General features: G+C 61.9%; 18 protein-coding genes. 6 read left to right on the plus strand and 12 right to left on the minus strand.

Annotated features, from left to right (window positions below; genetic code table 11):
* The first annotated feature begins 258 nt into the window (after positions 1–258).
* Complete coding sequence (locus tag Q4S41_RS21675) at positions 259–588, plus strand: YnfA family protein (protein WP_305033234.1); 330 nt, start codon at positions 259–261, stop codon at positions 586–588.
* 568 nt (positions 589–1,156) lie between these two features.
* Here the strand turns inward: Q4S41_RS21675 and Q4S41_RS21680 are convergent.
* The 3 genes from Q4S41_RS21680 to Q4S41_RS21690 all read right to left on the minus strand — a co-directional run bounded on the left by Q4S41_RS21680 (position 1,157) and on the right by Q4S41_RS21690 (position 6,908).
* On the minus strand, positions 1,157–2,557 hold the full coding sequence (locus tag Q4S41_RS21680) for an RtcB family protein (protein WP_305033235.1): 1,401 nt from the start codon (positions 2,555–2,557) through the stop codon (positions 1,157–1,159).
* A gap of 1,453 nt (positions 2,558–4,010) precedes the next feature.
* Positions 4,011–5,534 carry a TROVE domain-containing protein gene (locus Q4S41_RS21685; RefSeq protein WP_305033236.1) on the minus strand — a complete coding sequence of 508 codons (1,524 nt, stop codon included), beginning with the start codon at positions 5,532–5,534 and terminating at the stop codon, positions 4,011–4,013.
* A gap of 72 nt (positions 5,535–5,606) precedes the next feature.
* Entirely contained in the window at positions 5,607–6,908 is a 1,302-nt protein-coding gene (locus tag Q4S41_RS21690; protein WP_305033237.1) for a PcfJ domain-containing protein, read from the minus strand.
* 993 nt (positions 6,909–7,901) lie between these two features.
* Between Q4S41_RS21690 and Q4S41_RS21695 the strand changes: the two genes are divergently transcribed.
* On the plus strand, positions 7,902–8,804 hold the full coding sequence (locus Q4S41_RS21695; RefSeq protein WP_305033238.1) for a histone deacetylase family protein: 903 nt from the start codon (positions 7,902–7,904) through the stop codon (positions 8,802–8,804).
* A 35-nt stretch (positions 8,805–8,839) separates the two neighbouring features.
* Positions 8,840–9,859 carry a J domain-containing protein gene (locus tag Q4S41_RS21700; protein ID WP_305033239.1) on the plus strand — a complete coding sequence of 340 codons (1,020 nt, stop codon included), beginning with the start codon at positions 8,840–8,842 and terminating at the stop codon, positions 9,857–9,859.
* Positions 9,860–9,991: 132 nt separating this feature from the next.
* Here Q4S41_RS21700 and Q4S41_RS21705 read toward each other — a convergent pair whose 3' ends face one another.
* From Q4S41_RS21705 to Q4S41_RS21735, 7 genes are all read right to left on the minus strand, one after another.
* On the minus strand, positions 9,992–10,930 hold the full coding sequence (locus Q4S41_RS21705) for an NmrA family NAD(P)-binding protein (RefSeq protein ID WP_305033240.1): 939 nt from the start codon (positions 10,928–10,930) through the stop codon (positions 9,992–9,994).
* Positions 10,931–11,003: 73 nt separating this feature from the next.
* A complete protein-coding gene (locus tag Q4S41_RS21710) occupies positions 11,004–11,930 on the minus strand; it encodes an alpha/beta fold hydrolase (protein WP_305033241.1) in 927 nt (308 codons plus the stop codon).
* A 46-nt stretch (positions 11,931–11,976) separates the two neighbouring features.
* Complete coding sequence (locus tag Q4S41_RS21715) at positions 11,977–12,570, minus strand: TetR/AcrR family transcriptional regulator (RefSeq protein WP_305033242.1); 594 nt, start codon at positions 12,568–12,570, stop codon at positions 11,977–11,979.
* A 110-nt stretch (positions 12,571–12,680) separates the two neighbouring features.
* Complete coding sequence (locus Q4S41_RS21720) at positions 12,681–15,146, minus strand: T9SS type A sorting domain-containing protein (protein WP_305033243.1); 2,466 nt, start codon at positions 15,144–15,146, stop codon at positions 12,681–12,683.
* Positions 15,147–15,429: 283 nt separating this feature from the next.
* On the minus strand, positions 15,430–16,146 hold the full coding sequence (locus Q4S41_RS21725) for a PD-(D/E)XK nuclease-like domain-containing protein (protein WP_305033244.1): 717 nt from the start codon (positions 16,144–16,146) through the stop codon (positions 15,430–15,432).
* Positions 16,147–16,253: 107 nt separating this feature from the next.
* Positions 16,254–17,594 (minus strand): DUF4270 family protein, encoded by a 1,341-nt coding sequence (locus tag Q4S41_RS21730; RefSeq protein ID WP_305033245.1) that lies wholly within the window; start codon positions 17,592–17,594, stop codon positions 16,254–16,256.
* On the minus strand, positions 17,584–18,585 hold the full coding sequence (locus Q4S41_RS21735; RefSeq protein ID WP_305033246.1) for a Kelch repeat-containing protein: 1,002 nt from the start codon (positions 18,583–18,585) through the stop codon (positions 17,584–17,586). Before Q4S41_RS21735 ends, Q4S41_RS21730 begins: the two co-directional genes overlap by 11 nt.
* A 228-nt stretch (positions 18,586–18,813) precedes the next feature.
* Between Q4S41_RS21735 and Q4S41_RS21740 the strand changes: the two genes are divergently transcribed.
* Positions 18,814–19,230, plus strand: a complete 417-nt coding sequence (locus tag Q4S41_RS21740) for an EamA family transporter (protein ID WP_305033247.1) — start codon at positions 18,814–18,816, stop codon at positions 19,228–19,230.
* A gap of 443 nt (positions 19,231–19,673) precedes the next feature.
* Complete coding sequence (locus Q4S41_RS21745; RefSeq protein WP_305033248.1) at positions 19,674–20,774, plus strand: T9SS type A sorting domain-containing protein; 1,101 nt, start codon at positions 19,674–19,676, stop codon at positions 20,772–20,774.
* A gap of 59 nt (positions 20,775–20,833) precedes the next feature.
* Here Q4S41_RS21745 and Q4S41_RS21750 read toward each other — a convergent pair whose 3' ends face one another.
* Entirely contained in the window at positions 20,834–23,071 is a 2,238-nt protein-coding gene (locus Q4S41_RS21750) for a TonB-dependent receptor (protein ID WP_305033249.1), read from the minus strand.
* A 257-nt stretch (positions 23,072–23,328) separates the two neighbouring features.
* Positions 23,329–24,630 (minus strand): argininosuccinate lyase, encoded by a 1,302-nt coding sequence (gene argH, locus Q4S41_RS21755; RefSeq protein ID WP_305033250.1) that lies wholly within the window; start codon positions 24,628–24,630, stop codon positions 23,329–23,331.
* A gap of 167 nt (positions 24,631–24,797) precedes the next feature.
* On the opposite strand from argH, the gene Q4S41_RS21760 reads away from it, so the two are divergent.
* A complete protein-coding gene (locus Q4S41_RS21760) occupies positions 24,798–25,256 on the plus strand; it encodes a VOC family protein (protein WP_305033251.1) in 459 nt (152 codons plus the stop codon).
* Positions 25,257–25,282: the final 26 nt, after the last annotated feature.

Here is a 25,282-nt window from a genome sequence, read left to right on the forward strand (position 1 = left end):
CGTTTAGCGGAGTCGGCGGTGAATGTCGTGGTGGCTGGCCTCGGATGGCGGGTGTTAGGCGGGGGTTATTTGTTTATGCCCACGCCCCCAGGGCACAGGCTGCGCCGTACACCCGAAGGCCATCAACTTCAACCCCGAAGGCCGGGCGCTGACGGATGCCCTGGCCAGCCCGCCAGCCAGCTCCTCGCCGAGGACGAATGGATACTCCTGCCGTGGCCGGCACAAGGCACTGCTTCGGCCGATAACCAGACCAAAGACATGGAAATACTGAAAGTACTGTCCCTTTTCACGTTGGCTGGCCTGTGCGAAATCGGCGGCGGCTACCTCATTTGGCGGTGGCTCAAAGCTGACCAGCCGCTGTGGACCGGCCTGCTTGGGGCGCTGTTGCTGGTGGTTTACGGGTGGGTGGCCACGCTGCAGAACACATCGTTTGGCAAAACCTACGCCGTGTACGGCGGCGTTTTCGTGGTGATGTCTATTGCCTGGGCCTGGTACGTCGACGGCTTCCGGCCCGACCGGTTTGACGTGGTTGGTGGCATCATTTGCTTTGTGGGCATCGGCATCATCCTGTTTTGGCCCCGCGCTTGAAAAGCAAGCCGGTTTCCGAATTAATCGGCTGCGGCAGTTTTGCACCGGGGTAAGTCGGTGATGTAGAGGGATAACAACCGCCGCTACCCGGCCAGCGAAAAGCCCCGCCGGCACAGGGCCAGCGGGGCTTTTTTGATGTCTCTGGGGTTTCCTCAGCTTGGCCAGCAGCTGGTGTCCATACTCTCGGAGCAAGGTGCGAAACCAAACTCACACTAGCAAACCCGGCCGTTGCGATTGTCGGCTTAGCCGACTAGCGTTGCTTGCTAAATTCAATACGCTGTTTCGAAGTCGTCAGTTCAACAAATGCAGGCAAATCAACATTACCATTGTAAGAAGGCCCACTGGTCAAGGTTTGTCTGTAATTCAAGTTAACGTTAACAAGACAAGCCCATTAAGGCCAGTGGATGAATCAGGTTATCATCCTATCTAAAAAACGACGCACTGGCATTGATTTTCGTTTTGATTGACTCCAATGCATCAATTTCCCAACCCTGGAAAGAAGCCCCGGCCAATTGGCCAGAGCTTCTTTCCAGGTTGAGCCAACGCGCAGCTACGCCGGCCGGGGCCGTTATGCGCCGTCCATGCGCACGATTTTTGGGGTGAACGAGCCCAGCACATCCACCAATTCGCCCTGGCTGGCCATCACGGTGTGAATGTCTTTGTAAGCCATGGGCGCCTCGTCGAGCCCGCCGCCAATCAGTTCCACACCAAAATCGGCGAGGTGCTTGCGCACGCCGGATTCGGTGAGTTCGGCCTTGGCGCGGGTGCGCGACATAAGCCGCCCCGCCCCGTGCGAAGCCGACGCCAACGACTCGGCCACACCCCGGCCCCGCACAATGAAGCCGGGCGCCGTCATCGAGCCGGGAATGATGCCGAGCACGCCCGCGCCGGCCGGCGTGGCCCCCTTGCGGTGGGTGATGACCTCGCGGCCATCAGCCAGGCGTTCCTTCCAGGCGAAGTTGTGGTGGTTTTCCACCTTAGCCAGCGGTTTTTCGCCGAGGGCTTTGGCCAGGCGCTGATGAATCTGGGCGTGGCAGGCCGAGGCGTAGTCGCCGGCCAGGTTCATGGCGGCCCAGTACTCCTGGCCGGCTTCGGTGTCGAGGCCCAGCCAGGCGAGGTGCTGGGCTTCGGCGGGCAGCTTGCACACGTCTTTGGCCAGTTTGGTGTAGTGCTCGGCAATGCCCGCGCCCAGGCCCCGCGAGCCGGAGTGCGAGAGCACGCCCAGGTACTGCCCCATCGGCACGCCCAAGTCGTTTTCCGCCTCGGTGATTTCGACGATGCCGAACTCCACGAAGTGGTTGCCGGAGCCGGAGGTGCCCACCTGCTCGGCGGCCCGCTCGCGCTTGTTTTTCAGGAAGGGAATTTCCAGAAATTCGTCGCGGTCGATAACGGCCGCGGCCAGCCGCTGGCCCCGCTCCCAGCCCCGGCCCGAGCCGAAACGGGTGTGGTTGAGCAGCAGCGTGCGCAACTCTTGCACGCGCTGGGTGAGGTATTTGGGCGGCAAATCAAACACCGACAGCGCCATGCGGCAGCCAATGTCGACCCCCACGGCGTAGGGAATCACGGCGTTGTCGGTGGCCAGCACGCCGCCGATGGGCAGGCCGTAGCCGTGGTGGGCATCGGGCATGAGGGCGCCGGCCACGGTCACGGGCAGCTTCATAGCCGTTTCCATCTGGTGGATGGCGCCCGTCTCGATGTGCTCGGCGCCAAACGTGGCGTAAGGCTTGCGCTCAACCAGGGCAATGTGGCGCGACGGGGGCGGCAGCAAAGCCGCTGCGGTATGGCTCCAGTCGAGGTGGGTGAGGTAGTCGGTGGGGTTGGCAAGGAGTTGACCCAGCAAAGCAAGCTGGTCGGTTTGGGAAAGTTTCTTGAGGTGCTTGCGCTGCAGTTGAGCCAGCGCGAGCCCGATGGCGCGACCCTCCGGAAAACCGAGGTTTCGAAGGTCGTTGCCGCGTAATAAATTGGCCATGAGAAGGATGGTGGCACGAGATGAAGCGCTTATTGGGGCCTCAGTCGTTGATGATGAAAAAGAAATAAAACGGGCCGGGCAACAGGACGCATCGCCTACAAATGTGCTCTAACCAACTGAGCTACCGCGAGCCAAAACCCACGGGCCGGCCTCGAACCGGCGACCCCATCGACCCTAACGAAGTATGGCGGTGCTACGGCACCGGCCCGTTTTATTTAGAAAAAATTCGGAGCAACTGACGTCCCGCGTATTGGCCCAGGGACCGACATGGCAGGTCGAAGTAGCGCGAGACTACGGCATCCGAAAAGCAACAAGTTGACAAGGGTAAAGAAGCTGAACAGTCTATTCAGGGGAGTTGAGTCGAAGTAAGACTGTTCGACGACACCTTCTCAACCCCTTCCTCCGCCGGGGCAACCAGCGCCCGGCCTGCTGGTCCTACTCTACCACTGAGCTACGAAAACGACCTCACGGCTATTTCCGGCGGGATTCGAACCCGCGACCTGGGCATTAAAAGTGCGAAGTATGGCCGGGCTACGACACCCGACGGAGGTTGGACGAAAATGCATTGGGGCAACAAGCAGCAAAGGCACATGATAAAACGGTGCTTTTAGCCACTCAGCCACTTCGGCCGTTGCCGGCCAAAGGAGGGATTCGAACCCCCGGTATCCGCTTGGATACAACGAAGTAACCTTTGCCTACGGCACCCAATGCAAGACTTTGTTTCCGGCTGGGGCAACAGTCGCCGGGCCAGCTGGCGCGGCCCTACCTATGCGCATTCGCCCTGCCTCGCGGCAGCACTTCGGGAGTCGAACCCGCGACCGCACCTCATTTGGAGCGAAGGAAGGCCCCGCTACGGCACCCATCCGGAAACGTATTTTTTAATTTAATACCCGAAAAATTCAGGGCAACAGGCGGCAGGCGTGTCAACCGCGGCCGAAGCTGCGGAGGGGGAGTCGAACCCAATAACTCTGATTAACAGTCAGATTTTCTACCATCGAAGTAACGCCCGCCTACGGCACCCGAACCAAACGGATGCTGCCGAGGTGGAACGCGCCACCCAAGTGGCCGCGTCCCGGTCGGCGACTGCCCCAGGTGGGCAGCCGTCTTCCTCATATCGGCAGTTTTTCAACGTAAATCATATGGGGTTTATTTTGGAGTGAGCAGCAAGCAAGGGGAATGAGCGTCGGGCCACTATGATGAAGGGAATCGAACCCTCGCCGTCGAGACGGCCAACCTTGCACCTCGCGAAGTAGGCCACGCCTACGCCACCTTGCGCCGCGCGGCCGGGGGTTCCGCTTTATTGCCCGGCCGGTTTTTTGTTGTTTGTCCTGTCATGCAGAGCGTAGCGAAGCATCTCGCGTGCTGTCACTAACTCAAGCGTTGGTTTTCATAGATTACTACTACAAGCGAGATGCTTCGCTGCGCTCTGCATGACAGGCCATTGCATGCCGTTCTACAGCTCAATTTTCTCGATTTCCGTCAGGGCCGAGCCGCCGTTATCCAGCGCGCTCAGCACGTCGAACACCTTGTCGGACCAGCCGGCGATGAGGGCCACGCCCGTTTCGGGGCGCACCTCCAGCGGGGCGGTGCCGTGCCCGGCCAGGTCGAAAAGGTAGAGGCGGGCATTGGGCGCCACGGTGCGGCGGTAGTCGGCCCAGATTTGGCTGAACACGCCCCCGCCGTTGGTGCTGTTCCAGAGCTGGCAGTCGGTGAAAATCATCACTTTGTCCACCACCTCGCGGCGCAGCAACAGCTCCTGCACCACCAGGTGGCCGTTGGTGGAATAGCCCACTTCGCCTTCGCGCTGGTAGAGTTCGTCCACGTTGCGCAGCACCGGGCCGCGGGGCAGGCTGATGCGCTTCCAGATGTTGCCGAACAGGCCGGTAATTACGTTCTGGCAGCGGCTCTGGAGCAACATGCTCAGCACCAGGCCCACGTCGTAGAGCAGCACTTTGCTGCGCGCCGAAATAGGTTGCTGCATCGAGCCCGACACGTCGCAGGCCAGCACCACGCGTGTGTCGTGCCCGAAACCGCGCAGGTTCACTGCGCTGTGCGCAATGGCCGTTTCCAGGGCCGCCAGCACGCCGGCCATATAGCCGCTTTTCAAGGCTTTCACCTCGCGGTAGGCGGCCAGGAAGCGGAACGGCAGCTGCTTGCTGCGCGCCACCGCAAACCGGTCGGCCAGCGTGTCGCACACTTTCTCCATCGTTGCCGCCGAAACGTTGGCTTCGAGGATGTTGCGCAGGTTGCGGAGCAAGGCCATGTAGCCCAGCTTGCCGCTGCCAATGAGCGTTTCCCACGTCTGGCGGACGGCCGTTTGCCGGTCCGCATCCGTGGCGAAAGTCCCCTGCCCTACCGCCGACAGCTCGGTTTCCCAAGTGTAGGGCGTGGGCAATTCGCCGCGCACCAATTGGTTGAACAGCGCTTGCTGGGCCTCGTCTTTGGCGTTGGGGTGCACCAGGAAAAGGGCATCGCGCAGGCGCACCGCGCCATCACGGTCGTACTTGGCCAGCTGGTAGCCATCGAAACGGTTGAAGCTGAGGGCCAGGCCTTTTTGCAGCTGCTTGGAGAGGCGGTTGAGGATTTTGGTCCCGCTCCGGGCGTTGGCCTGGGCGTAGAAGGCCAGCAATTCCGTGATTTCATCGGGGCGCTGTACCACGCGGGCCACTAGGCGGCTCACAAGGCTGTCGCCGCGGTGCAGCCGGGCCAGCTCCACGCACAGCACCAAAGGCATCGAGCGCAGGTTCAGGCTTTCGCGGGCATACACAGCCAATTGCGCCACAAACAGCGGCTCATTCTTCGCTACCAAGTCCCGCAGGCGCTGCAAGCGCGTGTCGGCTTTTTCGTAGAACTGGTCGCTGAGCGCGGCGGTGGCTACGGCGGCGTACAGCTCCACCTGGGGCGTGAGCGTGAAGGCGGGTGCGCCTTCGTGGTTGACCGTGGGAGCGGTATTTCGAGAGAAGAAGTTGAAGCGCATAGTGGTAGGGTTGAGAGTTGAATGTTGAGGGTTATCAGCAGACACGCTGCGTTGCGCGCTGCCTGACAGGCTTTATTCGTCCTGCCAATTGATGCCGGCGTGCTTCGAGAGCACAAGGCGGGCCTGGTCGAGCCATTGAGTAATCCAGGCGTGTTCTTTTTTAGACATCCAGCGGTTGAACTTGCCGCGCACCTGCACCACGGTGCGGTCGGCCGTCACCTCCAGCGTCAGGGCGCGAACCCCGTCCACGGTGAAGGAAAAAATGCCGCAGCGGCCTTTCCGGCACGATTGCAGGTAGCTTGCCACGCAGTGATGCATGGTCCGACCCTCCTCCACGAGCTGTTCGTAAGAGGTGAGCTGCTCGATGCGCACCCGTCCGCTCATGTAATTGGCTATCAGCAGGCCGGGCCAACGGGTGTTGGCCGGCATGGCCACTTCGCCCGATTGGCGACGCTGCCGGGTCAGTCCCCGGTGCCAGGCTTCAGTTTGGGCCAGCACCGACGCCATGCTGCGCCCCTTGAGCGAGAAGCCCGGCTGCGCCGGCTCCGTCCCGATGCCGACGCTGCGCTTCTGATGAATCCAGTCGCAGACGGGGCCAAAGTGGCGCGGGTCGACCATCGGCGTGGCCAGGAAAAAGTCCACCACGCCCAGCCAGAAGTCGTCATCCGCCAGCGGGGCCCGGCCCAGGCGCGATTCCATCACCACGCCCCACCACGCCAGCGCATCGCGGGCGGCGAGTTGGGCGTAGCGCAAGGCTTCGCGGAAGGTGCAGCCGGCGGGGGCCTGCCGCATGCCGTGCTCCAGCCGTTTGCTGAGGGCCACGGGCAGGCCGGGGAAGCTGCGCAAGGACTGCCCTTTGCCCAGGTGAACAGTCAAATCGGGCAGGTTCACGCCGTCTTCCACCAGCGTGGGGCGCGTCCAGGACTCAATCAGCCAGTCCGGCGTGTTGCCGTAGCGGTCGAACAAGTGCTGCACCAGGCCGGTAAGCTGCCGGTACACGTTGCTGCTTTTGGGTTTCCAGTCGGCCACCTCGCGCACTCGCTGGGTATAGCGCTCGGCAAGCGCGGCCACCGCCATACCCAACTCGGGCCGGTGCAGCACGCCTATTCGCCTGGTAGCCAAGGCTTGCAGCGCCAGGCGAACCGTGGGCCGAATTTCGGCCGGCAGCACCGCCACGCAAATGGCGTACAACTGCGACAGTACCGAATCGACGCCCACCGCCTCGTACAACTGGTGGGGCGAAGGGAAGGAAAAAATGAAGTCAATTTGCCGCGACAGGGGCCATTTGCGCCAGTCGATGTGCCGCGAAAGCGCGGCACCGGCTTCTTGCCAGCGGCGGGTTTCCGCTGAAACAGGTTTGTTACGGTTTGCCATAAAGCGGGGGCCTGCCCGCAGACAGTGCCTAGCTAGGTTTTCGAATAAGGGAGGTGGGCGCCCGCAATTGGCGGCCCGGTTTCAGTCGATTTCGCAGCCGCGCCGGACGCGACCAATGGGCCGCTGACTGGCGCGGCCGGCCCGCAGCAAGGGGCCCAGATACGGGAGGAGGAGCTAAGAAGCGCATGGTTGAAGAGCTGGAATAAGAAATGTGAAAGGGAGAAATTTAATTAGCGAATCAGCGTGCAATAATTACCTAAACTAGTATTCGTCGTTAATTCGATTTGAATTAGGCGCACCTTTCCTGTTCAAATAAAAACGCGTTTTTATTTGGCAATTAATTGCACGAAAAAGCCCGGCTTTTACGGGCCGGGCTTTTCTATTCGCGGGATATTACGCCGAGGTTATCGACGACTCCAACTAGGAAGAAAAGCACGGCCGCACCAGTCCAGCAAGCCACCATCGGGCCGGAGTTGGTTCTGTTTGGGCAGGTAATTGAGGCGGATATGAGGCATGGATTGAATGAGGTAAGCGGTTGAAAACCGGCTAGCAACAAAAAACCCGAGCTGATGGGCCCGGGCGGTGTCAAACTTCAGCGGGGGCTGAAATCAGGCAAACGTACCGAGCAGGAACAGCCGTTCTGGCTGCTTCTTATCCGAATTACTTGTGAGAGCTATGTGGCGGTACATGGTTGTTTGCTTTTAGTAAGACAAAGGTTGAAGATTAATTTTAATTGCGCAAATTATTTTTAAAAATAATTGATAAATATTTTTTTGACGAAAATTATAAATCGTAAAATAATGGCAAATCCACCTCATTAGAACGTCATGCTGAGCGAAGGCGAAGCATCTCTACCGCGGAACGTAATTCAATTGACAGGATTACTCTCGCAGTAGAGATGCTTCGCCTTCGCTCAGCATGACGTTCTCTTCCGTTCCGTTCTACTACCCACCCTAGAAAACATCCGCCCTCGTTTCGCAGTACCTGCGGCGTATGCCCTGCCTCGCCACTTCCGACCATTATACGCTCGACCTGCCCGCCGGCCACCGCTTCCCTATCGCCAAGTACGCCCTGATTCGGGAGCAACTGTTGTGGCAGGGCATCGCCGCGCCGGCGGATTTTTATGAGCCGGGGCTGTGCGCGGAGGAGGATATTCTGCGGGTGCACACGGCCGAGTACTGGCACAAGGTGCGCGACTTGCAACTCTCGCCCCGCGAGGTGCGCAACCTGGGCCTGCCGCAAAGCCCGCAGTTGGTGCGCCGCTCACTGAGCAGTAGCGCCGGCACCGTGCAATCGGCCTTGCGGGCCCTGCGCGATGGCATTGGCCTGAACCTGGCCGGTGGCACCCACCACGCCTTTGCCGACCGCGGCGAGGGTTTTTGCGTGCTGAACGACCAGGCCATTGCCGCCGCGCACCTGCTGGCGCACGGGCTGGCCCGGCAGATTCTGATTGTAGACCTGGACGTGCACCAGGGCGATGGCACGGCCAGTATTTTCCAGCACGAGCCGCGCGTGTTCACGTTTTCGATGCACGCCGGGGCTAATTACCCCTTGCGCAAGGAGCAATCGGACCTGGATATGCCGCTGGCGCTGGGCACCGGCGATGATGAGTATCTGGCGCAGTTGACGGCTACTTTGGAGCCGCTGGTGGAGCGCCTGCGGCCGGATTTTATTTTTTACCAGGCTGGGGTCGATGTGCTGGCCACGGATAAGCTGGGCAAGCTGGCGCTCACGCCGGCCGGCTGCCAGCAGCGCGATGAATTGGTGCTCGGGCTGTGCCGTGCAGCGCGAATTCCGGTGGCGGTGAGCATGGGCGGCGGCTACTCCGAGCGGCTGGCCAACATCGTGGACGCGCACTGCAACACGTTTCGGGTGGCGTTTGAATTGTGGCCGTAAATGCGCGGCAGGGCGCAGGCCTACCTTTGTATTCCATGAAAAAAGCCGATTCCTCCTTCCCCTCGCCCATTACCGTGCCCGTGCGGCAAGCCGAGCAATTGTCGGACTCGCCCGCGCAACAGGCTTTCCGGCAAGCCATTCTGGACGTGGAGAACCTGCGCGAGCGGCTGCGCGACCTACGCGCCGAACAGGCCGAAGCCCGGCGGCGCTACTGGCAGCAGGTGGGCCCGGCCGCCACGGCCGTGGTGGCGGCGCGCCAAAGCCTCTTTCCCTTGCTGGAAGACGCCCTGCTGCTGGGCTACTTCAGCCGCATGGAAGAGCAGCAGATTACGGAGTTGATTCTGGGCAATGCGCGGGCCCTGGAAAACCGGTTTGGGGAGGACGAGGAGGCCATCATCCGCAAATACGCGCCCCACGGGCGCCATCCGGCAGCCGAGTCCGCCGCGCTTAACCACCAGCCTACAACCACCAAAACCGCCGCAGAATACACTCCGGACCCCACCCTGCTGCCGCACGAGCAAGCGGCCGCCGCGGCCCGGGCCCGTCGCAAAACCAAGACGCAGCGCCAGCAGGAGGCCGAAGCACAGGCCGACCAGAAGCAACTGGAATCCAACGCCAAAACCATCTACCGCCAGCTGGCCCGCACCCACCACCCCGACCTGGAGCGCGACCCCGAAAAGCAAGCCCAGAAAACCGCGCAGATGCAGCGCATCACCGAAGCCTACGAGGCCGACGACCTCTACACGCTGCTGCAGCTGCTGGCCGAATCGGGCCCCACCGATGCCGAGACCGATGATGTACTGGCCCGTTACACCCGCGCCCTGCTCCAGCAGCAAACACAGTTGAAGCAGGAAATGAACGAGCTGAAATACGGCGCCCAGGGCTTCATGCTGAGCGGCACCGGCAAAAAACAGGAACTGGAATTGCGCCAGCTCAAGCGCGACCTGCGGGCCGAGGCCGAATACGTGCAGCACGTAGCCCGCCTCATGGCCGAAGCCGAAGGCTTGCGCGATGTGCTGCGCCAGTTAGCCAGCGAGGGGCTTGCGAGTATCTAGGGCGGCTGTGGAGGGCTGATAAAGAAACGTCATGCAGAGCACAGCGAAGCATCTTTACCGCCACCAGTAAATTATTACTATTGCGGGCAAGATGCTTCGCTGTGCTCTGCATGACGTTCTTATCATTCCTCCCTATTTCGCTTCAACCTGGCGCGTGGCCAGCACCTCGCGCACCGACGTCCACCGGATTTCCGGGTAGCGGGCGTTGTCGAGGGGGGCCAGCTTGGGGAGGCCGGTAAACATATTGTGCAAGTACTGCATGCCCTGCCAAGGCGGGAATACGTCGTTGCTGGCAGGCATCAGGGCTTTGGTGAGCTTGCTGAGGGCGCCCAGCACGCCCACGCTGCCAGCCCACAGCAGCTTAAACGGCTGGCCCGTGACGGCGCTGGCAGCCCGTTGCAGGTCGCGGATGGTGGCTACTTCGCCGGCCACGCGCAAGTAGCGCGGGGTATGGGGGTCGAGGGCGGCGGCCGCGGTGAACTCGGCGGTGTTTTCGGTGGTGGTGAAATCCAGCGGCTGGTCGGCACTGCCCCAGTATACCACCCGCTTCGGCCCGAACAGGATGACCGGCGCCTGGCCCGTCAGCAAGTCGGTGAACATGCCGTTGAGAATGGATGTGGCCGCAATGGGCGCCTGGTCAAGCCGTTGATTGAACTCGCGGCGCAGGTCGAGGTTGCGGTTGCTGCCAACGGGCAGCTTGGTGTAGTCGATGCAATAGTCCGACGGAATGAAGCGCGGCACCTCCGCCGCCACGGCCGCATCGAGCAGCCGCTTCTGGGCGTCAACAATTAATTCGCGCAGCCCCGACAGGGCCGACACCACACAGGTAGCTCCGGTGCAGGCCCGCGTCAAGGCCGTCACGCTGTTAAAATCGACCTCCACCACCGCGGCGCCGGCCTCGCGCAAAGCGGCCACGGCCGGGCTGGTGTTGCCAGCGCGCACCAGCGCCCGCACCGTAGCTCCGCGCTGCACCAGATGCCGGGCAATGCGCAGGCCCAAATCGCCGGTAGCGCCGGCCAGCACGATGGTGGAAGTTTCGGAATGCGCAGCGGAAGCGTGAGGCTCGGTCAAAACAAGGCGGCAAAAAAGGCGTGAGGTATGCTGCTTACGGCCCCGCTGCGGCGAAGATGCCTACGCCCATTGCTTACCCGATAAAAGCGACGCCGGCCTGCACTACGGCCGCATCGCGCAAGATGCGGTTGTGGCCCAGGCCCTTGGTAGCGTGCAGCACCGCGCCGGGCCAGGCGGCGGCTATTTGCCGGCCCTCGGCGAAGGGGATGATTTCGTCGTCCTCGTCGTGCACCACCAGCACGCGCTCCGTACCGGCAGTCGGCCCGGCCACGGCCACGCCGAACGATTCGGCCGGGCGGCCAGTGGCTTGCTGCACGTACTGCGCAAACTGCTCGACGAAGGTCATCGGCAGGTGCAGGAAGTCGGCAAAACGGCCGGCTACCTCCCGGGGCCCCACCGGCGCGCTCAGCAGCACGAGGCGCGGCAGGGGCCGCCCGCCGGGCAGCCGCACCGGCAGCCCCGCCACCGAAGCCGCCCCAAACGAATGCGCCACGATGGCGCGCACCTCCCCCAACGTGTCCAGCACGGCCTGCACGGCCCCGCCGAAGCTCATCAACGTCACCATTTTCCCGGCCGAAGCGCCGTGTGCGGGGCCGTCCAGGGCCACCACGCGGTAGCCGGCCGCCAGCAGCGGCTGCACCCAGTCCCGCCAGAAGCTGGCCCGGTGCTCCCAGCCGTGCACCAGCACCACGGCCGGCGCGGCGGCTGGCCCCCACTCGTACACAGCCACGGGCCCGGTGCCGGCGGCCACGGTGCGGCGGCGGGCGTCGGCCAGGGCGGGCGCTTCCCAGTCCTTTTGCGGCAGGCGGCGGGGCGTACAAAACACCTTCCAGGCCCCCCGAAAAGCCAGGCCGGGCGCCACCGCCGACAGCACCTTCAGCTGCCAGCGCAGCAGGCGCAAACCCGCCGGTGGCGACGGATAGCGCACCCGCGGCACAGCCGTCCGGGGAGTAGCTTCGATGGGAAAATAGTCGTGGGCGGGTGAGAAGGTGTTGGTCATGATGCTGCGTCTAATGGTTCGTCATCTGAATTTGACTGTCATCACCTCAAGCCAGCAGTTCCAGCCGCAGCTGGCCCACGATGACCTGAAAAGGAGTTTCGTCGTGCACGCGGGCTACCTGCAGCGCCCCGGCCAGGGTGGTGAGCACCTGTGCGGCTTTGGCAGCCGGGCTGCCCATATAGCGCAGGCCGCCCGTGGCGCGGCCCACGGCCAGCACTTGGGCCAGCCACTCCGTCAGCTCGCGGTTGAAAGTGCGGAGCTCGGACTGCATGGCCGGCGGCAGGGTGCGGAAATCGGCGGCCAGGGCCCCAAACAGGCAGACCCGGCGCTCGTGGCCCAAGTGGTTGTCGTACACGGCCAGCAACGCCTCGAACTGCTCTTCCGGCTTCAGGTCGGCCACGCGGGGCAGGTCGCGCCATTTGCGCAAGCGCCGCAGCTGGCGGGTGACGAGGGCCGTGCCCAAATCGTCCTTGCTGGGATAATGGTAGTGAATAGCGGCCGGCTTCACGCCCAGCTCTTTGGCCAAATGCTGATAGCTGAAGGCATTGAAACCACGCTCCAGTAGCAGCGTCTCGGCCAGGTCGAGGATGCGGGTGCGGGTATCGGGTGGGAGTGCGGCAGCAGAACTTTGATTTGTCATCACAGCACAAATATACTACTTACTTACCAGTTAGTAAGTTTTTTCAATTCAAGCAAAAAGCCCCTTCTCCGTTTGGAGAAGGGGCTTTTTGCAATTACTAAGTGCAGGTGCTAGTTCTTAACCACTCGCAGGGTGTGCGTACCGGCCGCGGTTTGTACCTGCACAAGGTACAAGCCAGCAGGCTGGTCGCTCAAATCAAAAGCCCCGGCATTGGCCTCAGCCAGTAAAGCCGCCGGAACGCGGCGAACCACGGCGCCCAGCGCATTGAGCACCACAAAGGGTCCGGCAATGGCCTGGCCGTCGGCCGCCATTACCACGAAGCGGCCGGTACCGGGGTTGGGCACCACCACCGGCACGGCGAAAGATTCCGTGCCATTCACGGCCACGACGGACGAGAAAGATTCCGTGCCATCGAGGTCGGTTTGGCGCAGGCGATAATAGGCCAGGCCTGCCAGCGGGTGCTCATCCGCAAAGCTGTAGGTATGGACGGTGCTGCTATTACCTGCGGCCGCCACCACGCCCAGCGGCTCAAAGGTCATGCCGTTGCGGCTGCGCTCAACGGTGAAATGGCGGCTGTTTTTTTCGCTGGCCGTGCTCCAGGCGCAGGCCACCACCGCGCCGGCCCGGCGGGCGGCAAATGCGGTGAGCTCGACCGGCAGGGCGCCGTTCGACAGCGATGACACGGAGAAAGGCGAAAAGCTGGTGATACCCGTTCGCGTGGCCACCAACGAGTTGGTTACGGTGCCCACTGCGGTGCCCACCTCGCCCATGTACCGCTCCCAGCTACCGCCGGTGAAGTGGTTGATGTGCGCCCGCGTGGCTACGAAATCAGTGCTCGCATCGCCCGTGTTCCATTGCAGCTTCATGGTTACGGTGGCCGGGTTGGTGGGCACCTCCTTGCTCACCAGCCAGGTCCGGTTCACCACTTCGGTGGCCACCTGGGTGGCGCCCGGGGCATAGGTGGTGGCGTTGTAGCTGGTAAAGGCGTTATCTATCACCCGCACCTCAAACACATCGTCGCTTGCCGTAGAGCTTTGTTGCAGCGAAACAGGCGTGTAGGAAGTCGCACTGCCTACCGGAAACGTAATTCTGGTGCCCGGCGTGCTGCCGCTGCCCCGTGGCACTTGCATCCGCAGCCGACCGGTGCCGTTGGTTACCACGTATGCATTGGCCGAAACCGTATTAAAGGTTCCCGTGCTCAACACCGTCAGGTCGTAGTCGCCCAGCACCAGTTTCGAATCGTTGCCGAGGCCAATGCTGCCGGTCACGACCAGATTGCCGCCCAATATTTTCTGGCTGGTGACGGGGTCCGTGGGGCTTTGGCCCGTGGCCTTCAGGTTGCCGTACTGGTTGGCGGGCACCGTGAAGGGCACCCCGCCGCTGTTGAACTCCACCGTGCTGGTGGGGGCCAGCGTGCCGAGCGTAAAGGCCGGATAACCGGGATGGTTGTTGTAGAAATAAGAGCCCTGCCCCACGTCAATGGTTGCGTTGATGTTGTCGTTTGACGAAATGCGCAAAATGGCGGGCGACGTGGTGGTGCCCACCACAATTTTCGAGTTGGCACCGCCCACTGTCCAGGTACCGCCGGCCCCGACGCGGTCGGTAAACGTGAGGACGGCGGTTCCGTCGGCGTTCTTGGGGCTCTGCACGTAGAATATCTGGTTGTCGTTGAGGAAGTTGGCCGGCGGGGTGCCGGTACCGTCGGCGTTCGTGCCCCAAGTGGTCGTTTGGGTTAAGTTGCCGGTGGTATTGGAGTAAAAGACGTTGGTTTCGGGCGTAATCACCACGTCGTCAATGCTCAAGCCGTTGCCGTTGGTGCCCGAATTGAACACGTAGCCGAAGCGAATCATAATTTCCTGTCCAACGGCCAGGTTGATGTTGGTCAGCGTCGTTTTTTTCACACGCCGGTTGGCGGCGGCGTTGCCGTTGCGGGGCGCAATGGACGTAGAGGTAGAAGGCGCCGGCACGTTCAGGTCGCTGATGGGCAGCCACGTACCCGATATCACACTCGCAATAGTGCCCGGGCTGGCGCTTTTTTGGTATTCCGCCACTACCGTAGCCGCCTGCGTCTGGCTCGAATTATACCATTGCTCCATGGCGTACTGGACTTCCAGGTTGACAATGGTTTTCGACGAAGAATTGCGGAGGCGAAAGCCCACGTAGCCTTTGCCCGACGTCACGGTCGTGGAAGCAATGCCGCCCAGGGCCCGGTCGGTGGCGCCGGTGCTGCCGAAGTGGTACCAGGCGGCCCCGTGGGGCGTGCCGTCGGCATCCACACTCGAAACGGTTTGTGGCCCTTCCGAGCCGTCGTCGGGTCCGAGTTTGGCCTGGGCACCCGTGCCCCGGGCCGATGACTCGTATTCGCCGGGGAAGTTATCCAGCGTAAATCGGGCATACACTCCCGGGAAAGCCGTCGAGTTGCTGATAAAAATATCTTTGGTGCCCGCCAAGGCGTCAAAGTTCTGCGAGTAGGCCCCCAGGTTCGAATCAGTAAATACGTACTGCGCCTGGGCTGGTAAAGCCAGCAAGCCGACCCCGATAATTTTCAACCATTTGAGAATAGAATTTGTCTTCATACAAGCCTGATGAAATGAATAATATTGTATTATGTCGCTAAAAACGACTGCACAAAACTAAACAATTCAGCTAGACTTTCTGAAAAAATTTATATAAAACGAATATGATTACATTTTTTTTACATCTAAAGTTATATTAAATGCCATAAAAAAATTACAATCTTATTTATAATTAAAAAATATTCTCCACAAAGCACAATTCACATTTTGTCAAAACCAATATTCTGGCTGTTTGGGTCACAAGCTGATTACTTCATCAGCTCGGCTTTGGGTCGGAGCGCCCCTACTCTTCGCTGTTGAGGCCTAACGAGTCCACGGCGGCCTGCACGGCCTCGGCCCGGAAGGCGGGCGCGGTGGCGGGGGCCTTGAAGAGGCGGAGCAGGCGCTGGTATTTCTGGCGGCCCTCGGCCAGCATCTGCTCGCTCACCTCAATGGTGAACACGCCGAAGGGCTCCACCTTCTGCACGCCCACCAACAGAAATCGTTCGGCGCGCAGGGCGTCGGTGTAGAAGGCGGCCTGGCGGTCGTAGTCGTAGGCCGAGCATTGCCAAAGGAAATGGTCGGCGTCGCGGGCGTTGGTGGTTTTGAAGTCGATGATGGTGAAGGGCTGCTCGGGATGGTCCACGATGAGGTCGGCGCGCAGCTTGCAGAGCGTGTCGGTTTCGGGCTCGGTGAAGAGGGCGCTCATTTCGGGGCGGCCCAGGGTGAGCAGCTCGTTCAGCCGGGTGTCCATCTGCACGCCTTCCACCAGCCACCACACCAGGGTATCGTTCAGGCCGGGCTGGCCGGGCACGTAGTCGCCGGGTTCGAGCAGGGCGGTGTGAAAAGCGGTGCCGAAGCTCAGGGCGCCGTCGTTGGAGGCAGATTGGGTGCGCGGGGGGCGGCCATCGAGGGCATCGCGCAGGCGCGAGAGGTCGGAATTGGCCACGGCCGGGAGGGCGCGGTAGGTATCGTAATCGAGGCGCAACAGGTCGGGACGCGGAGCAGATAGAGTGGGCATAGGCCTTAAACAGCAAAACCCCGCTTTTGGTGACAGCGAGGCGCCCACAATAAAAGGGCTGGCTGCCGCAAAGCAGCAACCAGCCCCTCCTTTTTTAGCCGGCGCGCCTAATGCGTCAGGAAATATAGCCCAAGCTTGAGCCGGTTTTCGGCCCGCTTGGGGCCACCCAAAACGACCCGCTCCGGGCTGGCCGCAGCGGCTAGTAACAGGCCATTGTTGTCGAGGGTGCGGTCGACAACGGCCTGGCAATAGTCGGTGACGGGCACCGCGTAGCCGCCCGTTTCTAGCCCGGTCAGGTTTGAGATGCCGGTCTGGTACGGAATGGCCAGTGCCGCCGTCGTGCTGCTGCCAACGGCTGCCCCCTGCTGGTTGGCGCGGGTGCTCAAGTAGGCGGCCAGCGAGCCAGGCGGTGTCAGGTAGCGGGTGGCCGAGCCGGGCACTGCCTCCAGGCTCACGGTGGCCTGCACGATGGTGAGCCGCGAGCCGAAGCTGCGCAAGTCGGCCAGATACGGAATTTCGACCTTGGTTTCCAGGCCCAGTGCCCCGTCGATGTAGGCTTCCTGCGCCGTGCGGGCCACGTCGAGCGCCTGCAGTGAGGTGCTGAGCGGCGCCAGCAGCGTGCCAGTGCGGTCGGCCGCCACTTGGTAGAAATGCTTGCCGCCCGAAGCCAGCGTGAAGGCTTTGGTGATGACGGTGGCCGGGTCGGTGGGCGAGTGTGTGTAGAGGTTGAGCGCGCCGCCCTCGGTGCTTACCTGGGTGCGCAGCAGGGCGGCATCGTCGGCGGCGCCGGGCGTGAGCACGAGGCCGGCCAGGCGGCTGGTCAGCTCGGCGTCGGTAGTCAGGTTGCCGGCTAGGCCAGCCGCCAGCAGCTCGCGGCCCAGGGCGTCGGCCAGGCGCAGGCGCAGGTTGCGCACGCTGGGCCGGACCGCCAGCGGCCGGGTGCTGCGGCCCTGGTTGAGCAGGGCCGCATCGTAGCCCAGCTGGCTGAAGACGTAGTAGTTTTTCGTGGCCACCAGGGCGTCGCGCAGGCGGTGCACCTCCAGGCTTTGCAGCTGGGTGGTGTCGCCGTAGCGGTAGCCGTCGGGCTTCAGCACCAGCACCAGCGAGTCGTACATTTCGTCGGTGGCGGGGCTGTAAGCGGCGCCCAGGCCCACCTGAAAGTAGCTGCGCGCCGTGATGGTGCCCAGGCGCGGGTCGTGGTAGCGGCCCACCAGCAGGTTGTCGCCGCCCGAGGTCAGCACCGAATCGTGCCACACGGTGGCCACGCGCACCGTCAGCGTGTCTACGTAATAGGCGTTGCTGGCCGAGCTGGTGGCGGGCGCGTCCACGGTGATGTTGCCCACGGGGTCGCAGGCGGCACAGGCCCATAGCAGCCCCAGCAGGCCGAGTAGCCAGTGCCCGGCCCGCAGCCAGCGCGCGGCGCGCCTTGCGCGGTCCTTAGTCCACATCGGCATCGGGCTCCAGGGTCCAGAGGTCGTCGTAGCGGGCGCTGCCGCTGGCGCCCAGCGTCACGTAGCCCGCATTGCCCAGCCCAAAGCCCACGGCCGAAATGCGGCTGGAGCCCACAAAATCGGTCTTTTGGTACCAGTTGTCGTCCGTCGGGCTGTAGGCCCAGCAACTCAGCAGCGCGGTGTCTTTGCTGCCCAGGGCCACGTAGCCGTTGTTGCCGATGGTGAAAGCCACCGCGTAGGCCCGGGGCACCGCGCTGAAATCGAAACCCGTGCCGTTGGTATCGGTGCCTTCCAGCTTGCGGTGCTCGGTCCAGGTTTCGGTGACGGGGTTGTAGCTCCAGTTGTCGGTTTCATAGGTGCCGTTGTCGGTGCCGGTGCAGATGTAGCCTTCGTTATTGGCCACGAAGGCCACGGCGCCCAGGCGCTTATTGCCGCCGAAGCTGGGCTTCTGCGTCCAGGCATCGGCCAGGGGGTCGTACTGCCAGAAGTCCTTCTTGTAGTTGCCGTCGTAGCCGGTGCCCACGTAGCCTTTGTCGTTGATGGCAAAAGCCACCGCGCCGTAGCGGGCACTGCCGCCAAAATCGGCCTTTCGGGTCCAAGTGTTGGCGGTGGGGTCGAACTCCCAAAAGTCCTTGAGGCGGTTCAGGCCGTCGTAGCCGGTGCCCACGTAGCCCTTGCCGTTGGCTGCGAAGCCCACCGCGAAGTAGCGCCCCACGCCCGGAAAGGACGCCCGCTGGCGCCAGGTGTTGGTGCCGGGCGTGTACTCCCAGAAGTCGGTGAACTTGTCGGTGCCGTCGGTGCCGAGGCCCACGTAGGCCTTGCCATTGAGTACGAAGCTCACCGCGCCGCTGCGGGCCAACCCTTCAAATTGCGAGTGCGAGTACCAGGCGCCCACCACGTAGTCGACGGCGGTGGAATCTTTGGTGCAGCTGCCGAAAGCGGCTGTGAGCACGAGCAGCAGTACTGCCAGTAAGCGTGTTTTTTTCATACGGATATGGATGATGAACTATGCCCAAAGGAGGCCGCCGCTGCGCTTTTCAGTTGCAACCCCGCCGCCACTGCCTCCCCTGTTTCGTCCCAAACCACGCTTTCAGCCCCTCAAACCGGCAACTAACATCGACCAATCCGGCACCTTCGTAGCCGGTTTCCGAATCCTGGCGTACTGGCTGAAATCGGCATTTCGCCTTTCGTCCGCTTTTCCCCTCCCCCGTTCGCCATGTGGATTCCCTACGCGCTGCTTTCCGCCGTCTTCGCCGCCCTCACCGCCATTTTCGCCAAAATCGGCATCAAAGGCGTCAATTCCGACCTGGCCACCGCCATTCGCACGGCGGTCATTCTGGTGCTGGCCTGGGGCATTGCCATTGCACGCGGGGCCACGGCCGGCCTGCCGGCCCTCACGCAGCGCACCTGGCTGTTTTTGGTGCTCTCGGGCTTGGCTACGGGCGCCTCGTGGCTGTGCTACTTCCGCGCCCTCCAACTGGGGCCCGTAACCAAAGTGGCGCCCGTCGATAAGCTGAGTGTGGCGTTGTCGCTGTTCCTGGCTGTAGTCTTTTTAGGTGAATCTATTTCCGCGCGGGGTGCCCTCGGCGCGGGGCTTATTCTGGCGGGCACCGTGGTACTGGTGTGGGCCTAAGATGCCGCCTTCCGCCCCCTGCATTGCCCTAGTACCCAATTGAAAGCCATTCAAGCCGTGGCGGCCTCCGGGCCACCAGACCGGCAAGCAACTTAAATGAGCGCCCACTGAAGGATTCGGCACTCCCAACGATTACGACATTGTTGTACTTTTCAAATTTATTTTAGAACAAGTGAACCTTTAGTAAGCTGGATGTGGTTTAAGGAGCGTTGCAGTTTTTTATCGCAATAATCCATTTTTTTACAATGAAAAAGATTTTTTCTCTCTTATCCCTAGCAATAGCAATAAATAGTATTATTTCTATTAATGCTAATGCTCAAAACCAGTGTACTTATCGCGCAGTTAGGAGTGGCGCCTTTTCCAGCGCCAGTACCTGGGACTCTAGCTGCGGCGGTGTTCCTACTTCGGGCACGAATGCCATCATCATCATCAATGGTTTCAACGTGTCGTTCGACACGAATTATCAGGTAGCGAAAAACGGCTCTATTAGCGTGCTGAATGGTGGTTCCCTCGTGGGTGGCGCCGATTTGGCCTTGGGCGATGGCACCGGGGCGCAGGCCAGCACCCAGCTCACCATTGCGCCCGGCAGCACCGTGCGGGTTGCGCAGCTCACCATCGACAAAGCCACCGTCACGGTGAACAACCCGCTCAACGCCAGCACCTCCACCACGCTGGCCACGGACTGTAACCTGGTACTGAAAAATTCCAACATCACCGACAACAGCCGCGTCATAATCAACGGCAACATCGACGTGACGGCCGGCGGCGCCAACAACACCCTCTGCGGCACCGGCAGCGTGCGCATCACGGGCTGTGTATTTGGCGGCAATGGCGCGGTGAACAAGCTGGCCACCAACTGCGCGGCCTCGCTCGTGACCACGGTGTGCGCCCAGCGAACCACCACCGGCTGCCCCGGCCCCATCGCCGGCGCCAACGCCAACGAGCAAGCCTGCGATGCGCTAGTGAACGTATGCCCCGCCCCGCTCCCCGTGGAGCTGGCCGTCTTTTCGGCCATGGCCACGGCCAAAAAGCAGGTGGCGCTGCACTGGGTCACGGCTTCGGAGAAAAACAGCCGCAGCTTCGTGGTCGAACGCTCGCTCGATGGCAAAACCTTCCGCGATTTCGCTACCGTGGAAGCGGCCGGCAACAAGCAGTCCCAAACCATCTACGACTTCACCGACGAGCAGCCCCTGCCCGGCCTGAGCTATTACCGCCTGCGGCAGGTTGACTTCGACGGCAGCGTCAACTATTCGGGTATGCGGACCGTGAAAATGGGTGGCGCCAGCGGCGAAAGCCTGGCGGTATATCCCGGTAGCACGGCCCGCCAGTGGGTGGTGCTCAGCACCCTGCCCGCCGAAGCGCTGGTAGCGCCTGCCACCGTGCAGGTGTTCGATGCCCTGGGCCGATTGCAACGCACCACGTTGGTGGCCGACGGGTCGCAATCTGGCCGGTGGTCGCTCGACCTGGGCCCCCTGCCTACCGGCGTCTACATCGTGCGGCTCGTGACGATAGCCGGCACTTTCAGCCAGCGCATCGCCCAATAAGGATTTCATCACAGCCCGCATCTCAACTACGCCGCTTCAGCTTTCGGGCCGGAGCGGCGTTATTGTTTAACCCAGCGCCAGCTCACTGACACGTTGAAAACCCGGCCCTCCACCGGCGCCCACAGCTCGGCAAAAATGGGGTTGCCGATGGGGGGCAGCACTACCCTTTCGCGGCGTGTCTGGCGGTAGTCCAGCACGTTTTCGCCGTTCACAGCCACCGTCCACGCGCCGGCGTGGAAGCGCAGCAGCGCGGCCATGAGCGGGTAGCCGGGCGTGGCGCGGCCGTCGGACAAATACTGCTGCCCGATATAGGAAGCCTCCAGGCCGGCGCTGAAATGGTCGTTGAATTCGACCAGCCCGATAGCGGCAAACTTGTGCCGGGGTGCCAGCGGCAGGTGTTGATTCACGGCTTCGTACTGGCGCCGCGCATCGGTGAAGGCATAGCCCAGATACAGTTCGGTTTCGTCGGCCCGCAGGCGCACGTAAGTTTCCAGGCCGCGCGTGGAGAGGGGCGCGGCGGCGTTTTGCCAAGTCAGGAAGTTCTGGCCCGCCGGGCCGGCGTAGCCGGCTCCGGCCAGCACCAACGGATTCTGCAGGCGGGTGTAAAAAAACGATTGGTTGATGTTCAGCACCAAAGGCTCATCGAACCCCAAAAAAGTGTGCTGGTAGTTCACGTCGCCATTAAGGCCCAGCGAATTTTCGGCGCTCACACCGCGCAGCGGCTGCACCAGCGCGTAGTTGCGCTCGTCGAGGCTGTTGATGTAGGGCACCGCGGCGCGGTAGCCCAGGCCGCCATTGAGGCGGGCCGTCACGGCTTCGCTGGCTTGGTAAAGCAATGCCAGCCGGGGCAGCAGGAAGCCCCCGTACTGGTTGTGGTGGTCGAAACGTAGGCCGGCCTGCAGGCGCAGGCGCGGCAGCAGGCGCCAGTCGTCCTGGGCAAACACGCCGAGCGTGGCGTAGCGGTAGGGGCTGCGCAGCGGCGTGGCGCTGCCCTTGAACGAAGCCAGCTGCTCGCCGTTGGCACTCAGCCCCAGCACCAGCGTGTGCCGCGCACCGGCCGGGTGCAGGTAGCTGGCCTCGGCAAAATACGTGGTCTGGAACGCCGTGAAGCCCGAAAGCGTGGTATTCACGTCGCGGATGAAATCGGTGGCCACGCCCTTCACCGTGAGGCGGCCGCCGGCCAGGCTGTCGTTGGTATAGAGCAGGTCGGCGGTGTTGCGCAGGTTGAGGTTGTCGACGTAGAACAGGTGCCCGGTTGCCGGGTCCGGGCCGTTTTTCAGCACTTCCAAGTCGCCGGCGCGGCGGGTTTCCAGCGTGCCGGAGTAGCCCAGGGCCACCTGGCTGTGGGCATTGGGATAGAAAAACAGGCGCGGGTGCAACGTGAGGCTGCTGCCGCGGGGCACGTCCACGAAGCCGTCGCCGTCCACGTCCTTTTCCTTCAGCTTCACCAGCCCCAGGAAGGCCGAGTAGCCCCAGCGCCGCCCCCGCCCGGCGGCAAAGCCGTTCAAATCGGTTTCGCGCAGGCTGGTTTGGTTCAAAGTGGCGGCCAGCTGTGGCGCGCCCCGCGTGGGCGTCCGGCTCACCAGGTTCACCAGCCCCGCAATGGCCCCGCCCCCGTACAGCGTCGAGTTCGAGCCCTTAATCAGCTCTACCTGCTTCAAATCGAGCGGCGGCACCGTGAGCAGCCCAAACGAGCCCGCAAACCCGCCGTAGAGCGGCACCCCGTCGCGCAGAATCTGGGTGTATTGGCCCGGCAGGCCCTGTAGGCGCAAGTCCAGGTTGCCGGTGGTGGGCGAAGTGGGCTGAATCTGGGTGCCCGCAATGTCGCCAAACAGGCTGGCAATGCTGGCCGGCTTGATGCTGCCCTCTTCCTCTATTTCCTCGGCGCCCAGCACCTCCACCCGCGTAGGCAGGTCCTCGATGCGCGAATTGGTGCGGGTGGCCGTCACCAGCACCTCCTCGGCGATGGCAACCCCGTCCGGCGCGAGCAGCAACGCCAGCCCCGCCCCCGCTACCGGGGCCGCTGCCAGCCGCGGCCGGTAGCCCAGCGCCGTGATGCGCAGCCGCGTGCCCGCCGCCGGGGCCGGCGCCAGCACCGCCGTACCCGTCGCATCGGTAGTAGCTCCCTGCCCGGTGCCCATCACCGATACGCTCGCGCCAATCAGCGGCTCGTGCCGCAGCGAGTCCCGGACCTGCACGCGCAAAGACTGGGCGTGGCTAGCCAGCGGCACCCCCGCTGCAACCAGCAGCACCAGCCAACCGCAACGAAACCACCAACCCAGAAACCGAGCAACCATACCAGAATTATCTACCGAATAATCTGCAAAAGTACAGTGTGCTACTGCGCCAATTCTGTGTAAAATCTGTCATCAGTAAGCTATAAATCACCAGCCACAATGCATTGACGCATTGGCACTGGTGATTTAGCAGAAGAAGCAAGAAAACCAGCTGCTTTACAGGTCATACCGGTGCTGTTATTTATTAATTCATTCTGAAGTCACCTAATCAATTCATCAACGACGCTGCTAGCGCTTCATAGCAGGCTTTTCAGGGCTTATTTAAATAGCGGACTCCCTTGCTGCAAACGCTTGATTTTACCGGCAATTTCGGCCAGTCCCAGGTTATGAATACTGCCCAGATGCGTGGTCTGAAACTCGCGGTGCGGCGCGTAGCTACCATCTTCCACGGCGCGGCCCACCTGCTGGTAGGCGTCACGAAACGGCACGCCGGCAATAATTAATTGATTGATATTTTCCACCGAGAATATCGGGTCGTATTTCGCCTGCTCAATCACGCCGGCCTTAATCTTGATTTCGGGCAGCGCAAACAGCAGCATGTCCAGCAAATCGGCAAACTGCATCATCGGCCCAAACAGCAGTTCCTTCAGCAGCTGAAAGTCGCGGTGATAGCCGCTGGGCAGGTTGCTGGTGGCCAGCATGATGTCGTTAGGCAGCGCCTGCAGGCGGTTGGCGTGGCCGCGCACGAGTTCAAACACATCGGGGTTTTTCTTGTGCGGCATGATGCTCGAACCCGTCGTAAACTCCTTGGGCAAGGTCACAAAGCCCAAATCCTGGCTGTTGTACATCACCAAATCATACGCCAGCTTGCCCAGCGTGCCCGCCGCGCCCGCAATGGCAAACGCCAGCGTCTTCTCGGTTTTGCCGCGCAGCATTTGGGCGCCCACGCTGCTCACCGCCACGCTGCCGAAACCCATTTCCCGCGTGGTCATCTCGCGGTCAATCGGGAAGCTGCTGCCAAAGCCTGCGCCCGAGCCCAGCGGGTTCTGGTCGGCCACGGTGTGCGCCGCCTCAAACAGCGCCAAATCTAGCAGCAAGTGCTCGGCATAGGCCGAAAACCACAGCCCGAAGCTGCTCGGCATGGCCGCCTGAAAGTGCGTGTAGCCCGGCAACAGGTCGTTTTTGTGGGCCTCGGCCTTTTGCAGCAGCACCTCGGCCAGCGCCAGCATCTGGGCCGCCGTGCGCTCGGTATAGTCTTTGATGAATAGTTGAATAGCCGTCAGCACTTGGTCGTTGCGCGAGCGGGCGGTGTGAATTTTCTTGCCCGCGTCGCCAAACTTCTCGGTCAGGTAATACTCAATCTTGGAGTGCACGTCCTCGAACTCCTCTCCAATAGTGAAACTGCCGACTTCAATCTCCGCCGCCAGCTCAGCCAGCCCCTGCTGCAGCTGCCGGTTTTCGGCCTCGCTCAGCAAGCCCACTTTCGCCAGCATATTGGCCTGTGCTTTGGAGGCCTGCACGTCGAATTTGGCCAGATAAAGGTCCAGCTCCCGGTCGTGCCCCACCGTGAACTGCTCAATTTTCTTATCAACGGCAATGCCTTTTTCCCAGATTTTCATGCGCGCAAAGGTACGCCAGCGCCAGAAGTTGCCCGCTAACGGCCCGTTGCGGCGCAGCTATCCCCGCCTAAATTTTGGCGCAAATGCCCCCGTCAGTTGGCGTAATTATTTTGCCTGCCGGCCCGGGCTAGGCACTACTTTTGACTGCCCTAACCACCCGCGAAACCATGCAAAAAATCACCACTTTCCTAACATACAACGACCAGGCCGAAGCCGCTGTTAAGCTCTACACCAGCATTTTCAAGGATTCTTCCATCCTTAATACCACCTACTACAGCGGCGGGCCAGCCAGCGGCCGCGTCATGACCGTGGAATTCATCCTGGCCGGCCAGCGCTACATCGCCATGAACGGCGGCCCCCACTTCACCTTCACCGATGGCATTTCGTTGCAGGCAACCTGCGCGAATCAGGCAGAAATCAACGAATTATGGCACCAGTTGACGGCCAACGGCGGCCAGCCTGGCCAATGCGGCTGGCTAAAAGACCCCTTCGGCGTAGCCTGGCAAATCACGCCCGGCAACCTCGGCCAGCTTTTGCGCAGCGACGACCCCGAGCGCGCCAAACGCAAAATAGCCGCCCTCATGCAAATGCATAAAATTGACATTGCCACCTTGGAAAATGCCTGATTGATTGACGTGCTGTTTCGAATACG

The organism is Hymenobacter convexus, assembly GCF_030580955.1.
Classification (GTDB): Bacteria; Bacteroidota; Bacteroidia; order Cytophagales; family Hymenobacteraceae; genus Hymenobacter.

Excerpts from the sequence above, each read along its gene's own strand:
- Q4S41_RS21675 (WP_305033234.1), top strand. The coding sequence starts at position 259 with ATGGAAATACTGAAAGTACTGTCCCTTTTCACGTTGGCTGGCCTGTGC.
- Q4S41_RS21680 (WP_305033235.1), bottom strand. The coding sequence starts at position 2,557 with ATGGCCAATTTATTACGCGGCAACGACCTTCGAAACCTCGGTTTTCCG.
- Q4S41_RS21685 (WP_305033236.1), bottom strand. The coding sequence starts at position 5,534 with ATGCGCTTCAACTTCTTCTCTCGAAATACCGCTCCCACGGTCAACCAC.
- Q4S41_RS21690 (WP_305033237.1), bottom strand. The coding sequence starts at position 6,908 with ATGGCAAACCGTAACAAACCTGTTTCAGCGGAAACCCGCCGCTGGCAA.
- Q4S41_RS21695 (WP_305033238.1), top strand. The coding sequence starts at position 7,902 with ATGCCCTGCCTCGCCACTTCCGACCATTATACGCTCGACCTGCCCGCC.
- Q4S41_RS21700 (WP_305033239.1), top strand. The coding sequence starts at position 8,840 with ATGAAAAAAGCCGATTCCTCCTTCCCCTCGCCCATTACCGTGCCCGTG.
- Q4S41_RS21710 (WP_305033241.1), bottom strand. The coding sequence starts at position 11,930 with ATGACCAACACCTTCTCACCCGCCCACGACTATTTTCCCATCGAAGCT.
- Q4S41_RS21715 (WP_305033242.1), bottom strand. The coding sequence starts at position 12,570 with ATGACAAATCAAAGTTCTGCTGCCGCACTCCCACCCGATACCCGCACC.
- Q4S41_RS21720 (WP_305033243.1), bottom strand. The coding sequence starts at position 15,146 with ATGAAGACAAATTCTATTCTCAAATGGTTGAAAATTATCGGGGTCGGC.
- Q4S41_RS21725 (WP_305033244.1), bottom strand. The coding sequence starts at position 16,146 with ATGCCCACTCTATCTGCTCCGCGTCCCGACCTGTTGCGCCTCGATTAC.
- Q4S41_RS21730 (WP_305033245.1), bottom strand. The coding sequence starts at position 17,594 with ATGTGGACTAAGGACCGCGCAAGGCGCGCCGCGCGCTGGCTGCGGGCC.
- Q4S41_RS21735 (WP_305033246.1), bottom strand. The coding sequence starts at position 18,585 with ATGAAAAAAACACGCTTACTGGCAGTACTGCTGCTCGTGCTCACAGCC.
- Q4S41_RS21740 (WP_305033247.1), top strand. The coding sequence starts at position 18,814 with ATGTGGATTCCCTACGCGCTGCTTTCCGCCGTCTTCGCCGCCCTCACC.
- Q4S41_RS21750 (WP_305033249.1), bottom strand. The coding sequence starts at position 23,071 with ATGGTTGCTCGGTTTCTGGGTTGGTGGTTTCGTTGCGGTTGGCTGGTG.
- argH (WP_305033250.1), bottom strand. The coding sequence starts at position 24,630 with ATGAAAATCTGGGAAAAAGGCATTGCCGTTGATAAGAAAATTGAGCAG.
- Q4S41_RS21760 (WP_305033251.1), top strand. The coding sequence starts at position 24,798 with ATGCAAAAAATCACCACTTTCCTAACATACAACGACCAGGCCGAAGCC.